The organism is Planctomyces sp. SH-PL62 (genome assembly GCF_001610895.1).
Lineage (GTDB): Bacteria > Planctomycetota > Planctomycetia > Isosphaerales > Isosphaeraceae > Paludisphaera.
In genome coordinates this window covers 4,639,505-4,654,813 of sequence record NZ_CP011273.1, presented here as the reverse complement: position 1 = coordinate 4,654,813, position 15,309 = coordinate 4,639,505, and the positions used below count along the sequence as shown (strand labels likewise).

Here is a 15,309-nt window from a genome sequence, read left to right as displayed (position 1 = left end):
TCGGATCAATGGTTGAACAGGAATTCACGACTGTTGAGCAGGGCCCAGAAGACGTCGCCCAGCGCCTGCGCCTGGTCGGGGGCCTGGGAGACCATCGGGGTGAGCTTGGCCAGTTCGTCCGGCGTGGGCCGGCGCGAGAGGCAGCGGAGGTACAGGTCGGCGATCCGGTCCTCGGCGGCGGGGTTGTCCTTCATGACCTCGTCGAGCACGCCCCCCTGCTTGATCTTGGCGTTGACGGTGTCGCCGTTGAGCAGGTGGAGCGCCTGCGACAGCGTGGGCTCCATCTTGACCTCGCACGAGCAGGGGGTTTCCCGCGTCGCCCGGCCGAAGGTCGTCAGGAAGTAGGTCGAGCTGTTGCCGTCGGCGATCTGGACGGCGCGGGCGCCGAGGGGGAGGCCCCCGAACTTGTCCTTCGTGTTGGTCACGTGGCTAATGGCGTCCAGCAGGTTCTCGGCCTTGATCCGCCGGACCAGGGCGTGCGAGAAGTTCCGGTCGTCGCCGGCGTTGCTCTCGTTGCGGTGGGTCGAACGCTGGTAGGCCCGCGAGGTGCAGATGTCCCGGACGAGGCTCTTGAGGTTGTAATTGCTCTCCGTGAACCGCTTGCCCAGCGCTTCCAGCAACTCAGGATTCGTGGCGGGATTGCTGATGCGGAAGTCGTCGACCGGCTCGACCACGCCGACGCCCATGAAGTGCGCCCAGACGCGGTTGGCGAACGACGTCGCGAACCAGGGGTTCTGCGAGGAGGCGAGCCACTTGGCCAGGATCACGCGGCGGTCCTTGCCGGCGACGTCCGGCGACTCGCCGCCGAGGAACTTGGGCGCCATGACCCGGCCGTCGACGGGATGCTTCATCTCGCCGCCGCCGGCGTTGAAGACGATCAGCTCGCGGAAGTCCTCGCCCTGCTTGCGGCCGATCTGCGAGAAGAACGCGGCGAAGCTGTAGTATTCGTCCTGAGTCCAGCGGTCGAACGGGTGGTTGTGGCACTGGGCGCACTGGATCCGCATGCCCATGAAGACCTGGGCGACGTTCTCGGTCAGGGGGAGCGTCTCGGTCGTCGTCTGGTAGAAGTTGGTGGCCGGATTCTTGAACGTGCCGCCGTTGGCCCCCAGGAGCTCCTGGACCATCTGGTCCATCGGCAAGTCCTTGGAGAGCTGCTCGACGAGCCAGTTGTAGTACAGAAACATCGACTTGTAGCTGACGGTCAGGCTGGTCCGGATCTGGAGCAGCTCGGCCCACTTGCTCACCCAGATCTCCGAGAACTCCTTGCGCTGGAGCAACTCGTCGACGAGCTTCGCCCGCTTGTCGGGGTCGGCGGAGGTCATGAACTGATCGAACTCCGCGACCGTGGGCGTAAGGCCGACGATGTCGAGGAACACGCGGCGGACGAACGTGGCATCGTCGCAGATCTCGGATGGGGCGATCCGGAGCTTGCGGAGCTTGTCGGCCACCAGCTCGTCGATGTAATTGCCCGTGGATTCGTCGGGGTAGGCGAACTGGAGCGCCTTGGGCAGGACGATGAACTGCGAGCCGACGGTGAAGGTCTCGAACCGGGCCATGACGAACGCCTCGCCGCGCTCGCCGGCCTTGACGAGCCCGTCGGGGGAGACGGCGGCGGAGGAGTCGTTGTTCGTGAGGAAGAGGGCCAGCCCGGTGACGTCGCGGTCGGTGCCGTCGGAATACTTCGCCAGGACGGTCATCTGCTGCTCCGAGCCCTTGCCGTCGAGGACTCCGGCCTTGGGATAGAGCTCGACGCCGACGACCTTCGGCAGCTTGGAGACGTCGTCATTCAGCGCGCCGGCGGTGATCCACTCGTGGATCGAGCGATAATAGACGTCGCCCGGCTCGAAGCGCTTGCCGCCGGTGTGCTGGACGGCGCCGATGGACTTCTCCAGGAGGGTGCTGTCGGCCGGGAGGGCGAGGTTGACCCGGCGTCCGACCATCTCGCGGGTGAGGCGGAAGTAGTCGCCTTCCGGGTCGTAGCCGAACAGGGAGAGCCGGAACCCGTCCTTGCCCCTCGCCGCGCCGTGGCAGCTTCCGGTGTTGCATCCGGCCCGCAGGAAGACGGGCATGACGTCGAGTCGGAAGCTGAGGGGCTCGGCCGTGGCGGCCCTGGCCACCTTCAATGGGATGGTCGCCGACTGGCCGCCGAAGGCGACGGTCATCGTGGTCTCGCCGTCGACCCTGGGGAGGAAGGTCGCCCCCTCGCGGACGACCAGCGAGGGGTCCGCCGGCGTGAACGTCGCGACCGGGGTCAGGTCGCGGGTCAGGCCGTCGGAGTAGAAGCCCTGCACGACGACCGACTGCCGGTCGCGGGCGGTCGTCAGGTCGACGGCCGCGGGGAACACCTGGATCTCGACGAGCCCGGCGGTCAGGACCGGATCGGGGGCGAAGACCTCGTCCGGCAGGGGGGCCGCCGGATCGGCGGCGGTCGCGAGGGGCGGGGCCAGGCCCGCGAGGACGAGGCCCGCCAGGGACGTTCGGAGCGCTCGGGCGAAGGCCGCGGTCGATTGGATCATCACGTGGGCGTCCTCATCAAGGTCCGGAATGGTTCGGCGGGTCTTCCCTGCGGGTGTTCGGGGGGCCGCTCAGGGCGTGCCGCCGGCCTGCTTCTGCTTGGCCTCCAGCCGCAGCTTCTCCAGGCGGCTGAGGGGCTTCGCGGGGGCCTCGGCGGGGGCGGGGCGGCGGCGGGCGTCGGGGCGGGCGCGGCGGCGTCAGCCGGCTTGGGGGGCAGGGGGGCGTCGATCTGGAGCGTCCCCGAGCCGATGTTGTGGACGATCGGCTCGCCGTCCTGGGTGATGATCACCTGGCAGAACAGGTTCGCGTGCTTGCCGACCGGCGAGGCGGCGTCGGTCTTGATGTGGAAGACCAGGTCGGTCGATTCCTTGGTGATCGACTTGGCGTCGGTCGTGGCCTTGTTCGGCAGGCCGATGAGCGTGACGCTGGCCTCGCCGTCGAAGTCCACGTTCTTCGCCACGGCGACCGCCATGTCCGTCTCCTTGCCCTGCTCCACGCCGGCCGCCTGGAAGGTCAGCCCGACGTAGGGGGCGGCGATGGTCAGGTCGGCCAGTTGCGAGGAGACCATGATCGGCCCGGTCGGCCCGGAGGAGGACCCGTTGACGACGATCTTCCAGGTCCGAAGCTCGGCGTTGCCGTCGGCGTTCATGGGGATGACCGCCTCGTCCTGGCCCTCGGGAATCGCGACCCCGCCCCCCGAGCCCACGCCCGGCGGATTCCAGGGGAGCGACACCGCAATCGCCGCCTTGAAGTCGGGCTTGCGGATCGCCTTGACCTTCAGGCCCATCTGGCCGCTGCGGACCAGGGGCACCTTGGGCTGGACGATCTCGATGGAGTAGGGGGCTTCCTCGGTCACGGCCACCGCGAGGCGGTCGACCGAGCGCGACCACATGATGATGCCGTTGTTGTTGGGGGCCAGCACGAAGGCCGACAGGGTGTTGAATTCGGAACGGACGGCGACGTTGGGGTCGGCCGACTTGCCCGAGACCGCCACGAGCGCGCCGGCGGGCGCCGCGTCGGCCTTGGCCGTGAACAGGACGGGTACGAGAGCCTGGCTGGCGGCCAGGGGCGGGGCCTCCATCTCGACGCCCGCCGGGAGTCCCTCGGCGCTGAAGAGGACTTCGCCGCCGAAGTCGGCCCGGCTCCCTTGCAGGAGGATCGCCTGCCGCCCCCCCTTGGGAACGCTGGCCGCCATCACTCCCGTCCCCAGCATGATCTGTTCGGCCGGGGTGGAGACGGTCAGCCGGGGCTCGGGGACGCTGATCTCGATCCGGTAGACGTAATCGGGCCCCCCCTTCCCGAGGTGGTCGGCGATCCAGACGACGTACTCGCCGTCTTCCGGGAGGGCCTGGCGGAAGTAGCTGTCCGGGCCGACCGCGTCATCGCTCCCGGCCAGCGCACCGCTCCCTTTCTTGGCGAGATACAGGACCGCATCGATCGGCGAGCGGACCTGGCGGCCGTAGACCTTGAAGTCGAAGACCTGGCCCTTCTTGCCGGTGAAGACGAAATGGTCGGTGTCGCCCGGCTTCTCCAGCACGCCGTTCAGAGCGGCCGGGGCGGTGAACGGCGTCGCCGTCCCCTGGTCGTTGTTGGGCTCGACCTCCATCGCATTCTCAAGGTTTACCAGGCGGAAGGCGTTCGGATAGGGCGAAGCCCCCTTGTCGTCCTGCCGCTGGAGTCCCCAGCCCGCGCGAGCTTCCGCGGGGAGCGCCGCCTCGGACGTCGATTCGCCGGTCGCATCGCCGATCCAGCGCACGGCGAGCGTCTGTCCCGGCTTGCCGCCGGCCGGCAGGACGCCCGTGGAGCGGGGGAAGCCGCCCACGTGCAGCCGGTACAGGCACGAGCCGTTGCCCGCGTAGGCGCTCTCGCGGACCTGGATGATGTACTTGCCGTCCTCGGGGGCGAGGATCGAGGTGAAGCCGTCCTGCCAGAGCAGGGCCGCGTCGTCGCTGGACGCCAGCTCGAATCGCTTCGCGTTCAGGATCGCGACGTAGGGGTCGAACAGGGTGATCCCCAGCCGCATCCCCTCGACCTCGGCCGAGATGCGCTCCCCTTTCTTGGCCTCGACCACGAAGTAGTCGACGTCCTCGTTCTCCGCCACGCCGTTGACGACGACGTTCATCGGGATCGCCTGCGGGGCCTCGAAGTCGTTGTTGGGTTCGACCTCGACCGCCTCCTTCATGGCGCCGACGCTGAACCCGCGGAGTTCGCTCACGCCGGTGGCCGTTCGGACTCGCAGGTCGTGGAAGCCGAGCGGGGAGTCGGCCGCGATCTGGACCGTGGCCTTGAAGCTGTTGTCGTCGACCTTGGCGATCCCGGTCGCGACGACGCCCGGCTGGTAGAAGAGGACCTCCTGGGCGTCGCCGAGCCGTGCACCTGAGAAGACGACCTCGACCTCGGTCCCGCGCTGGCCCCCCATCGGCCGGACCGCGGTCAGGCTGGGGGTCGACGCCCGGGCGTACGTCGCGAAGGCGGCGGCGAGCGAGAAGGCGACGACGAGGCGGCGAAGGCGTTCGAGGCGGGGTCGGCGCATGATCGAGGCTCTCATGGGTGCGGATCGAGCGGGGGAACGTGGCGCGACGGATCCCGGAAGGCGGGGAGGGAAAGCGGCTGGGGCGGCGGGGACGCCGCCCCGTGGGCGAGGGTCAGGCGAGCAGTTCGTTGACCACCTTGCCGCCGTCGACGATCTCGATCGGGCGGTCGCCGGGGGCCATCAGCTCCTTGTCGGCGACGATGCCCATCATGTGGTAGACGGTCGTCGCCAGGTCCTCGGGGCCGATCGGGTCGCGCTCGGGCTCGGTGGCCGTGGCGTTGGAGGCGCCGTAGATCAGGCCCCGCTTGGCGCCGCCGCCGGCGAGGGCCACGCTGAAGACCTTCGGCCAGTGGTCGCGGCCGCCGTCCTTGTTGATCTTGGGGGTCCGGCCGAATTCGCTGGACACCATGACCAGCGTGCGGTCGAGCAGGCCCTGGCGATCGAGGTCGCGGATCAACGTGGCGTACGCCTGGTCGAAGGCCGGCATCTGGTTCTTCATGCCGGGCACGATCTGGTTGTGGAGGTCCCAGGAGCCGTATTCGAGAGTGACCATCCGCACGCCCGCGGCCACCAGCCGACGCGCCAGCAACATGCGCTGGCCGGCCGGGTTGCGGCCGTACTCGTCGCGGATCGCGTCGGGCTCGGCGGCGATGTTGAACGCCTCGCGCGCCTGCTGCGAGCTGATCAAGCTGTAGGCCCGGTCGTAGAAGGTGTCCATCGCCTCGATGTTGTCGCTCTTCTCGCGTTCGCGGAAGTACGAATTCACGGCGTCGAGCACGTTGCGACGCGAGGAGAAGCGGGCGTCGTCGATGCCGGTCGGGAGGTTCAGGTCCTGGACGCGGAACCGCTTGGAGGCCGGGTCGCTACCCAGGCTGAACGGCGAGAAGGCCGAGCTGAGGTAGCCGGTCCCCGCGTAGACGTTCGGCATCCGGGGGATGCAGACGTAGGGGGGGAGGTTGTTCTTGGGGCCGTACTCGTGCGAGACCACGCTGCCGAAGCTGGGATACTGGAGAGCAGGGCTGGGACGATAGCCGGTGAACATGTTGTGCGTGCCGCGCTCGTGGGCGGCCTCGCCGTGCGTCATCGACCGGATCACGGTCATCTTGTCGGCGAGCTGGGCGGTCTGCGGCAGCGTCTCGCTGAACCGCTCGCCGTCGAGCTTGGTGGGGATCGAGCCCATGTCGCCGCGGTACTCGACCGGGGCGAACGGCTTGGGATCGAACGTCTCCTGGTGGGCGATGCCGCCCGGCAGGAAGATGTGGATCACCGAATCGGCCGTCGCCTTGATCGCGTCGTACGTCTTGAGCTCGGCCCGGGCCTGGCTCCGCAGCAGATCGGCGAGCGTCAAGCTCCCCAACCCGAGCGCGCCCACGGTCAGGAAGCCTCGACGACTCATCGGCCCTTGACATCCGGTCGCCATCTGCGGGTCTCCTTCTGGGGATCTGGGGGGGGATTCGGGGGCCGGCGGAGGGCTCGTCGCGTCGCGCGACTCGCGGAGTGGGTTCTGGCGGGCCTCGGCGTGGGAAATCGGGCGGAGGTCCATCGACGCCCATCCCGGCCGAGGACGTCGTGCTGGATGAGAGCGATCATGCGGCGAAGCGGGTATAATTATTATCAAACAAGTCGATCGTTCCGCAAGATGCTACGTCTCGGAATGGCGTGTCGTTGGCGCGTTTTCCAAAACAAACATCCGGGCCGTCGCGGTTGAACTTTCCAGATTGGAAAAAGCCCGCGAAAAAGCCATCACGGCTTCCTGCGGGCTGGAGGCGATCGCATTCGTGGACGCGAGATCAGCGCTCCAGTCGCGGCTCGGTCCCGGAGAGGCGGGTGATCTGGGCCTCGGTCTGATGGCCCGTGGGGTAGGGACCCGGGGCCCCGGCGGTGAACTCCTCGACCGCGATCAGGGGGCGGACCAGTCGTTCCACCGACCCCGACGAGAACGCCTTCCGCAGGTGGTCGTCGGCCAGGGCGTTCGTGAGGGCCGCCATGATCATCCCCTGGTCGAGCGACAGGACGCATCCCGAGACCAGGCCTGAGCGGACGTCGACGGAATCCTGGAATCCGAGCGATCCGTAGATGGGGAAACGCTCTTCGAGGGCCCGGAGGTTGTCCATCACCTCGCGAGGGGCGTAGGGGAGGGCGAGGAATGAGGCGTGGGGGGTCACGACGCCGTGGACGACCTCGCTGGTGAGGGTCGCCAGGTGGGGGGGAAGGCCCCAGGCGACGTCGTACGAGAGGTAGCCGTTGGGGTTGGTGCCCAGCTCCTTGACGCCGTAGACCTCGTACCCCCCCGAAGGACGGAAGGACGGAGAGAAGCCCCAGTAGCCGTATTTCATCTCGCGAAGGCCGTGCTCGATCTGGCCGCGGACGTAGAGGGGATGGTTCACGCCCCAACTTTTCGGGGCCCATTCCTCCTCCGGGAGGAAAAGGGTCACCATGAGCGCCTCGAACATGCTGCCGCCCCAGCTGGGGACGACTCGCATGCCGAGGTAGTCGTAGGCTCCCTCGAAGACGGCGACGCCGTGATAATCGCGGGCCCTTCCGGTCGGCGTCTGGGTCTGCGGCGCGACCTCCGTGGGGAGGGTGCGGTACATCCGATAGTAGTGCTCGGGGGGGAGCTGGCCCCGGGCGATCGCCAGGTAGCTGGCGATGCGGGCCTCGGTGTTGAGCATCCCGTAATGCCCGTAGAAAGCCTTCTCATCCACCCAGTAGCCGACGCGGAGGAGGCCGGGCTGGCGGATCGGGTCGTCGGCGTCGTAGAAATCGTAGAAGAATCCGAAATCCATCGCCCGGAGCAGCCGGTCGGCGGCGGGGGCGAGCTCGGGCTGGGTGTTGACGACCAGTGTGAGAGCCAGGGCCAGCCAGGCGTTGTCGACGGTACTGATGAGCGGGCGTCGAGGTGATGAGTCGACCGGCGAGGCGGTGAGCCGCTTCCCGTCGCGGGGGTCGATATCGTTCACGAAGAAGCCGTGGGGTCGGTCCATCGCCTCAAGGGTTTGGATGGTCCGGGTCAGCCTCGATCGCGCCTCCTCATGGGTGATGATCTCCAGGCGCTCCGCCCCGAGCACGCTCCAGATGTACGACGCGATGTTCGTGGGGGTCGTCTCCAGGACGGGTTCCCCCCATCCCGCGCCCTCGCGATGGACTCGGTCGGCGGGAAGCCCGCTGGGGAAAGCCAGCTTGTCCATCGACCGCCAGGTGTCGGCGGCATAACGGCGAAGCCGGATTCGATCTTCCTCCGTGAGGCTCGACGACTGCTCCTGGCCCCAGGTCGACCCGGGGACGATCGTACCGAAGAGGATGCAAGCCAGGAGAATCCAGAGAGCCCGCGAAACCGGCGATCGAGTCATCGCACCACCTCGGATAGAGGGTCTCGGTCGGTGCAGGGGATCCGCGGCGATCCCCACGAATCCCTTCGGCATGGAGCGTCGAGGTGCCTTCTCTAAGTAAAACTCTATACGAATATACCGATCGCTACAAACATCGTGACAGGATTCAAGCACGCAGTCTTGTGTGGAGGATTCGACTCTCTCCGGGGCAGGGCCTGGCATCGCCTGGACGCCACGGTTAGATTGACGAACGACGGCATCGGAGGGCCCGGCGGGCTGGCTGAGCCGGCTTTCGGGCTCCCCATCGCTTTTCTCAAGCGTCATCGTCGTGGGATTTCGGTTCGCGGGCTCGCACCCCCGCTTCATCCACTGATCGTCCGGAGTCGGGCGCAGCTTGAAGAACTTGAAGAAAGGATGAAGGATGGCGGACGCGTTGTTACCCGCCACGGTCATCGGCAGCTGGTCATTCCCCGGCTGGTACGAGAAGTTCGTCCAGGACGTGAAGGAGCATCCCGAGCAGTTCGGTCCGGTGGATCGCGAGGAAGCCGTGCGCGACGCCGTCCGCCTGGTCGTCGACGACCAGTTGAGGGCCGGCCTGGACCGGATCACCGACGGGGAGATGCAGCGCGTCGACTTCAATCTAGGGTTTTACGAATACCTCGGCGGGCTCGAGCCTCTGCGTAAGGCGAGGCATTGGGGGGCCCCCGCCCACGATCAGCGGGATCGCTATCGGTGCATCGCCCCGCTCACCGCGCCGGATGGTTTGGGCGTGGTGACGGAGTATCATCGGCTTCGGGAGTACGTCACCGCGCCGGTGAAGACGCCCGTCCCGGGCCCGTTCACGCTGGCCGGGTGCATCGACGGCGGGGACGTCTATGCCGATCGTCGCTCGGTCGCCGAGGCCCTGATCCCGATCGTCGCGGCCGAGCTGAAGGCCCTGGCCGCCGCCGGGGTCGACTTCATCCAGATCGACGAGCCGAGCTTCGCCTGCCATCCCGACGCGCCCGACTACTTCCTCGACGTCGTCGCGCGGACGGTCGAGGGGGTGGACGCCTATATCAGCATGCACATGTGCTTCGGCAACTATCGCGCGCGGGCGGTGGGACGACGCTCGTACCGGCCCCTCTTCCCGCACATCGGTCGGGCGAAGGTCGACCAGTTGGCGCTCGAGTTCGCCAGCCGGGAGATGTCGGAGGTCGAGATCCTGGCCGAGCTTCCCGAGGGAATGGACGTGGCGGTGGGCCTCGTCGACGTGAAGAACACCTGGGTGGAGCCGGCCGAACTGGTCGCCGATCGAATCCGCCAGGTTCTCCGATACGTCGCGCCCGAGCGGGTCTCGGTGACGCCCGACTGCGGGTTTTCCCAGACGTCCCGGCATATTGCGGTGGGCAAGGCGCGCGCTTTGGCCGAAGGGGCGGCGCTCGTCCGCCGCGAACTCGGTCGTTCCTGATCTATCGAGGCCTGGTGAGCATCATGATCGAGCCCGTCCGGATGGGGGACGACCTGGTCCGCGAAATCGAGGAGGCCGTCCCGCCGAGCGACGGCCTGCTGGTGTGGTGGACCGGCCAGAGCGGCTACCTGATCAAGTCCGCGCAGGGCCTGCTGGCGGTGGACCTCTACCTTTCCGAGCACCTGACGCGGAAATACGAGGCGACCCCCCGCCCCCACGTACGGATGACCCGTTCTCCGCTGAGCGGGGGGGACCTGAAGTCGGTCGACTTGCTCCTGGCCAGCCACAAGCACTCCGACCACCTGGACCCGGGGACCGTCCCGGACCTGCTGGACGCCTCGCCTTCGGCGATGCTGGTGCTGCCCGAAGCGATCCGTTCCTACGCGACCGGGCTGGGCCTCCCCGACGACCGTCTGATCGGCGTCGATTCCGGGGCGGAAGTCCGGGGGGCGGGGTTCCACATCCGGGCGATCCCCTCGGCCCACGAGGAGTTCGACCGCGATTCGAACGGGCGTCATCCCTACCTGGGGTTCATCATCGAGGCTGCGGGGCTGCGGCTCTATCACAGCGGCGACACGCTGGCCTACGAGGGGCTGGCCGAGGCCCTGGCGAGCGAGACGCTCGACGTCCTGTTCCTGCCGATCAACGGCCGGGCCCCCGACCGCGGCGTCCCCGGCAACATGGACGCGGCCGAGGCCGTCGACCTGGCCTCGCGGGTCCGCCCCCGTTTCGTCGTCCCTCATCATTATGATATGTTCACGTTTAACACGGCTCCGGTCGAGGAGTTCGAGCGACAGGCGCGGCGCCTGCCGTCCGAGGTCGAGCCGAAGGTCCTGAACTGCGGCGAGCGCTGGGAGATCCGTCCGTGAGCGTCACCATCGGAATCGACATCGGGACGTCCGGGACCAAGGCGCTGGCGATCGACGAATCGGGTCGCATCCTGGCGTCGGCCTCGTCGGAGTATCCCTGCTCGCACCCCAGGCCGGGGTGGTCCGAGCAGGACCCGGAACTCTGGTGGTCGGCGACCCGGGAGACGCTCCGTTCGATCCTCGCCGACGGCGCGTTCGCGCCGGCGGACGTGGCGGGGATCGGGCTCAGCGGCCAGATGCACGGCTCGGTCTTCCTCGACGCCGACGGCCGGGTCATCCGCCCGGCCCTGCTCTGGAACGACCAACGGACGGCCGCCCAGTGCGCCGAGATCGAGGAGCGAGCCGGCGGCCGTGAGGCGCTCATCCGCATGGTCGGCAATCGGGCGCTGACGGGCTTCACCGCGCCGAAGATCCTCTGGGTCCGCAAGGAGGAGCCCGCGAACTGGGACCGGGTCCGTCAGGTCCTGCTGCCGAAGGATTACATCAGGTATCGCCTGACCGGCGCCTACGCCACCGAGGTCAGCGACGCCTCCGGGACGCTCCTCCTCGACGTCGCCAACCGCCGCTGGAGCCGGGAACTGCTGGGCAAGCTCGACCTCGACCCGGCCATCCTGCCGCCGTGCCACGAGAGCCCGGAGGTCTCGGCGACGGTGAGCGCGATCGGGTCCGAGGCCACGGGGCTCCCCGTGGGCGTCCCCGTCGTTGGCGGCGGCGGCGACCAGCCGGCCGGCGCGGTCGGAAACGGGATCGTGAGGCAGGGGGTCGTCTCGGCCACGATGGGGACCTCGGGGGTCGTCTTCGCCCATTCGGACCACCTCGGCTTCGACCCGGAAGGGAGGCTCCAACGCGGCTGTCACGCGGTCCCGGGCGCGTACCACGTCATGGGTGTGGTCCTCTCCGCCGGCGGCAGCCTGCAATGGTTCCGCAACGAGCTGGGCAAGGCCGAGGTCGCCCTGGCAAGGTCGCAGGGGATCGACCCCTACCAGCTCCTCACCGCCGAGGCCGCGATCGCGGGGCCGGGGGGCGAAGGGTTGTTCTTCCTCCCCTATCTGACCGGCGAACGCTCGCCCCACTTCGACCCCGACGCCAAGGGGGCGTGGGTGGGCCTGACGGTCCGCCACGGCCGTCCTCACATGATCCGCGCGGTGATGGAAGGCGCGACGTTCGCGATGCGCGACAGCCTGGAACTGATCCGCGACATGAACGTCGCGATCGAGCAGATCCGCGTCTCCGGCGGGGGCGCACGGAACGCCCTCTGGCGGCAGATCCAGGCTGACGTCTACGGTTCCGACGTCCATACAATCAACGCCAGCGAAGGTCCGGCCTTCGGCGCCGCACTCCTCGCCCAGGTGGGGACCGGCGGCTACAGCTCGGTGCCCGAGGCGTGCGACGCCGCCATCATGACCGTCGAGAGCACCAGCGTTGATCCTCGGGTCCAGGCGTACTACGATCGGGCGTACAAGGTCTACTGCGGCCTCTACGAGCACCTGAAGGGGAGCTTCCGCGAGATCAGCGAGCTGGTGGCCCAGGGCCTCTGACCCAGCTTCCCCGACCACCCGCAGGAGTCTTCGCTTGGCTCGCAAGTCCCGAGGCGCGGGCGACCGCCGCCGAGAGTCGGACCGTCCCCAGACCCATCCCGCGCCCTCGCCCTCGATCCCGCCTTCCGAGCCGCCCGGCGGACCGTCGGCGCCCGAGGCCGCGCCTCGGGACCGCCGCCGGAGGTTCTGGATCGGACTCGCCGTCGTCGCCCTGTCGGGCGTGCATCTGGCCCTGGCCGAGCGCAGCCTCTTCTCCGAGAATCCCACCGTCGACGAGGTCGTGCACATGCCGGCCGGATTGACGTACTGGGACAGGCAGACGTTCCGGCTCTATCGCCACAACCCGCCCCTGGTGAAGATGGTCGCCGCGCTGCCGGTCTGGCTAGCCGGGCCGGTCCTGGAACCGCTCTACCAGAGACGGGCCTGGACCGACCGCGAGCCGGCCCAGCTGAACTTCTCGCAGGACTTCGCGTACGCCAACGCCGACCGCTACTTCGAGCTGTTCGACCTCGCCCGGATGGTCATGCCGCTCTTTTCAGTGCTGGGGGGTCTGGTCGTCTTCGCCTGGTCGGCCCGGCTCTACGGCGCGACGGCGGGGCTGCTGAGCCTGACCCTCTGGGCCTTCTGTCCGAACATCCTGGCCCACGGGAGGCTCATCACCTCGGACGTCGGCTCGAGCGCGGTCGGCGTCGCGGCGACGTTCCTGTTCTGGCTTTACCTCCGGCGTCCCGGCTGGGGGGGCGCGGCGGCCGCCGGCGTGGCCCTCGGCGTGGCGCAGCTCACCAAGTTCAGCATGCTCCTGCTCTACTTCGTCTGGCCCTTCCTGTGGCTGGTCCGGCTGGCGCTCGTCCCGTCGTCGGAGAGCTGGGGGCGGAAGCTCGGCCGGGGGCTCGCGCACGGCCTTCTCGTGGTCGCCCTGAGCATCCTGACGATCGACGTCGGCTATCTCTTCGAAGGGGTCGGCAAGCCGCTGGGGAGTTTCGAGTTCGCCAGCGGCAGCCTGACCAAGCCTCCCCCCGGCGGGATCAGGACGCCGCCGCCGTCGGACAACCCGCTCTATTTCATCCAGTGGCCGTTCGTGCAGAATCGGTTCCGCGGGACGATCCTGGAGAAGCTCCCGGCCCCGCTCCCCGAGCACTATCTGCTGGGCTTTGACGAGCAGAAGTTGGAGGCGGACGGCATCCCCCTGCGCCTGGACCGGGCCTTCGCGGCGCTGAAGGCCGGGGACGTGGAAGCCGCGCGCGTCGAGGCCGCCTCGTCCGACCGTTCCTCGGCCGGATACAGCGTCTATCTGAACGGCGAGCTACGCGGGACGGGTTGGTGGTATTATTACCTGGCCACGCTGGCCTACAAGGTGCCGGAAGGGACCTGGCTCCTGGTCCTGGGGTCGATCGTACTCCTTGTCGTGCGGCGAAGATCGCGAGAGGAATGGGCCGACGAGATCGCGCTCTGGACGGTGCCGTCAGTGATCCTCTTCGCCATGAGTTTCCTGACGGATATCAACATCGGCTTGCGCTACATCCTCGCGGTCTTCCCCTATCTGTACGTCCAGGCAGGGAAGCTCGCGCCCTGGATCGAGGCGCTGTCGGGACGCGCCCGAACGGCCGGTCGCGCGGCGGTGCTGGGGGCCCTGGGATTGACGATCGCGGCGACGGCCGCGATCCACCCGCATTACCTGTCGTATTTCAACGTCGTCTCGGGCGGACCCGACCGGACGCCGGCGCGACTGATCGACAGCAACCTGGACTGGGGTCAGGACCTCGTCAATCTCCGGGAGTGGTGCCGCGAGAACATCCCCGACGAGCCCATCGGCTTGGCCTACTTCGGGCAGATCAATCCCAGCCTCTTCACCATGAGGGGCGATCGCTTCGACTGGTTCCTGCCGCCGGTCCGGCCGGGCTCGCTGATCCGCATGGCCGCGCCGGCCGCGCGTCTGGTGGGCCCGGCCGGCGAGTTGACGCCCGGCTGGTACGCCGTCAGCGCGACGCTCGTCTACGGCCTCAAGTGGAGGTTCTACGACCCGACCACGTTCTACCAGGAGGCCTGGGCCCCGTCGTGGCGATCGGACAACGACGTGTACGGCTACTTCCGCCTCTTCCAGCCCGACCGCCGCATCGGCCACTCGATCTACCTTTACCACCTCACGGCGGAGGATGTGGCGCGGGCCGCGTCCGTCCTCAAACCGTAGGCTTGCGACAGACGTAGACCTGGCCGAGATCGTCGTCGGAAACCGGCCCGAAACGGACTTCGGTCTCGAAGCCGGCCTCGCGAAGAAGTTCCGGGAAATCCATCCCCAACTCGGTGAAGACGGGATACCCGGCGTCGCCTCCGGGATGGCGGATGCAGGTGGCGAGTTGCTCGATCGAGCCGTCGCGGTGCAACCGCGCACGCGGGAAGGTCTTCGCGAAGTGCGGCGAGACCGGAGCCGTGAAGACGTGGAGGCCGCCGGGGACGAGCACGCGGCGGATCTCGGCCAGCGACCTCGCCAGATCCGGCACATGCTCCAGCGTCTCGGACGTCAGAACGAGGTCGAAACGGTTGTCCTCGTAGGTCAGGTCGTCCAGATCCTCGTGCCGCAATCCCCGGACGTAGGAACCGCGATGTGCGTTCGGGATGTAGTCGGAGGGATGGAACCGCGCGAGGTCTTCCAGGACTTCATGGATCCCGTCGATCCGATTGATCTCGGCGATCCGAAGGCGGCCCGCCTCGTGGCTGCCGGACCATTCCCGAAGGTCCGTGACGCGGCGGCCGTCGACCGGATAGAGGTCGAGCAGGACCTCGGCCATGCGACGCGCGCGGAGCTTCGCGCCGCAGCCGGCGCAATCGCAGGATTCCTTGCGGGCGAGGGCCTCGGCCTGCCGCTCCGACAGCCCCCAGAGCTCGACCAGGCGCGGCGGGATCACCCGACGCCGATAGAGCATCCGGCTCGTCTTGCCGCAAACCGTACAATGCTCGCGACGACCGAACGCCATCGCTGATGCGTGGTCGCGGGCCAGCCACCCGAGGCGGTGGGCCTCGTTCCAGGCGACCACCAGGGGACGTTTGACGACGCGGGGCAGGGGGAGCTTGCTCATTT

General features: G+C 68.3%; 9 protein-coding genes. 4 read left to right on the top strand and 5 right to left on the bottom strand.

Annotated features, from left to right (window positions below; all coding sequences use genetic code 11):
* Positions 1-5: 5 nt before the first annotated feature.
* The 4 genes from VT85_RS17970 to VT85_RS17955 all read right to left on the bottom strand — a co-directional run bounded on the left by VT85_RS17970 (position 6) and on the right by VT85_RS17955 (position 8,397).
* A complete protein-coding gene (locus VT85_RS17970; RefSeq protein WP_082858702.1) occupies positions 6-2,516 on the bottom strand; it encodes a DUF1549 and DUF1553 domain-containing protein in 2,511 nt (836 codons plus the stop codon).
* Entirely contained in the window at positions 2,516-5,047 is a 2,532-nt protein-coding gene (locus VT85_RS17965) for a peptidase (RefSeq protein ID WP_197490848.1), read from the bottom strand. Before VT85_RS17965 ends, VT85_RS17970 begins: the two co-directional genes overlap by 1 nt.
* 112 nt (positions 5,048-5,159) lie before the next feature.
* Positions 5,160-6,467: a DUF1501 domain-containing protein gene (locus tag VT85_RS17960; RefSeq protein WP_068418381.1), complete on the bottom strand. Its 1,308-nt coding sequence runs from the start codon at positions 6,465-6,467 to the stop codon at positions 5,160-5,162.
* A 370-nt stretch (positions 6,468-6,837) separates the two neighbouring features.
* On the bottom strand, positions 6,838-8,397 hold the full coding sequence (locus VT85_RS17955) for a glucoamylase family protein (RefSeq protein WP_068418378.1): 1,560 nt from the start codon (positions 8,395-8,397) through the stop codon (positions 6,838-6,840).
* A gap of 400 nt (positions 8,398-8,797) precedes the next feature.
* Here VT85_RS17955 and VT85_RS17950 point away from each other — a divergent pair, with 400 nt between their 5' ends.
* Genes VT85_RS17950 through VT85_RS17935 form a run of 4 tightly spaced genes read left to right on the top strand, consistent with a single transcriptional unit; the run spans position 8,798 to position 14,421 of the window.
* Complete coding sequence (locus tag VT85_RS17950; RefSeq protein WP_068418374.1) at positions 8,798-9,826, top strand: cobalamin-independent methionine synthase II family protein; 1,029 nt, start codon at positions 8,798-8,800, stop codon at positions 9,824-9,826.
* A gap of 23 nt (positions 9,827-9,849) precedes the next feature.
* Positions 9,850-10,695 (top strand): MBL fold metallo-hydrolase, encoded by an 846-nt coding sequence (locus VT85_RS17945; RefSeq protein WP_068418371.1) that lies wholly within the window; start codon positions 9,850-9,852, stop codon positions 10,693-10,695.
* Entirely contained in the window at positions 10,692-12,233 is a 1,542-nt protein-coding gene (xylB, locus tag VT85_RS17940; protein ID WP_068418368.1) for a xylulokinase, read from the top strand. Before VT85_RS17945 ends, xylB begins: the two co-directional genes overlap by 4 nt.
* Before the next feature lie 34 nt (positions 12,234-12,267).
* On the top strand, positions 12,268-14,421 hold the full coding sequence (locus VT85_RS17935; protein WP_068418365.1) for an ArnT family glycosyltransferase: 2,154 nt from the start codon (positions 12,268-12,270) through the stop codon (positions 14,419-14,421).
* On the opposite strand, the gene VT85_RS17930 is transcribed toward VT85_RS17935, so the two are convergent.
* Positions 14,411-15,307 (bottom strand): class I SAM-dependent methyltransferase, encoded by an 897-nt coding sequence (locus VT85_RS17930; RefSeq protein WP_197490846.1) that lies wholly within the window; start codon positions 15,305-15,307, stop codon positions 14,411-14,413. The genes VT85_RS17935 and VT85_RS17930 overlap by 11 nt on opposite strands.
* Positions 15,308-15,309 lie beyond the last annotated feature (2 nt).

Excerpts from the sequence above, each read along its gene's own strand:
- VT85_RS17970 (WP_082858702.1), bottom strand. The coding sequence starts at position 2,516 with ATGATCCAATCGACCGCGGCCTTCGCCCGAGCGCTCCGAACGTCCCTG.
- VT85_RS17930 (WP_197490846.1), bottom strand. The coding sequence starts at position 15,307 with ATGAGCAAGCTCCCCCTGCCCCGCGTCGTCAAACGTCCCCTGGTGGTC.
- VT85_RS17945 (WP_068418371.1), top strand. The coding sequence starts at position 9,850 with ATGATCGAGCCCGTCCGGATGGGGGACGACCTGGTCCGCGAAATCGAG.
- VT85_RS17965 (WP_197490848.1), bottom strand. The coding sequence starts at position 5,047 with ATGCGCCGACCCCGCCTCGAACGCCTTCGCCGCCTCGTCGTCGCCTTC.
- VT85_RS17950 (WP_068418374.1), top strand. The coding sequence starts at position 8,798 with ATGGCGGACGCGTTGTTACCCGCCACGGTCATCGGCAGCTGGTCATTC.
- VT85_RS17960 (WP_068418381.1), bottom strand. The coding sequence starts at position 6,467 with ATGGCGACCGGATGTCAAGGGCCGATGAGTCGTCGAGGCTTCCTGACC.
- VT85_RS17955 (WP_068418378.1), bottom strand. The coding sequence starts at position 8,397 with ATGACTCGATCGCCGGTTTCGCGGGCTCTCTGGATTCTCCTGGCTTGC.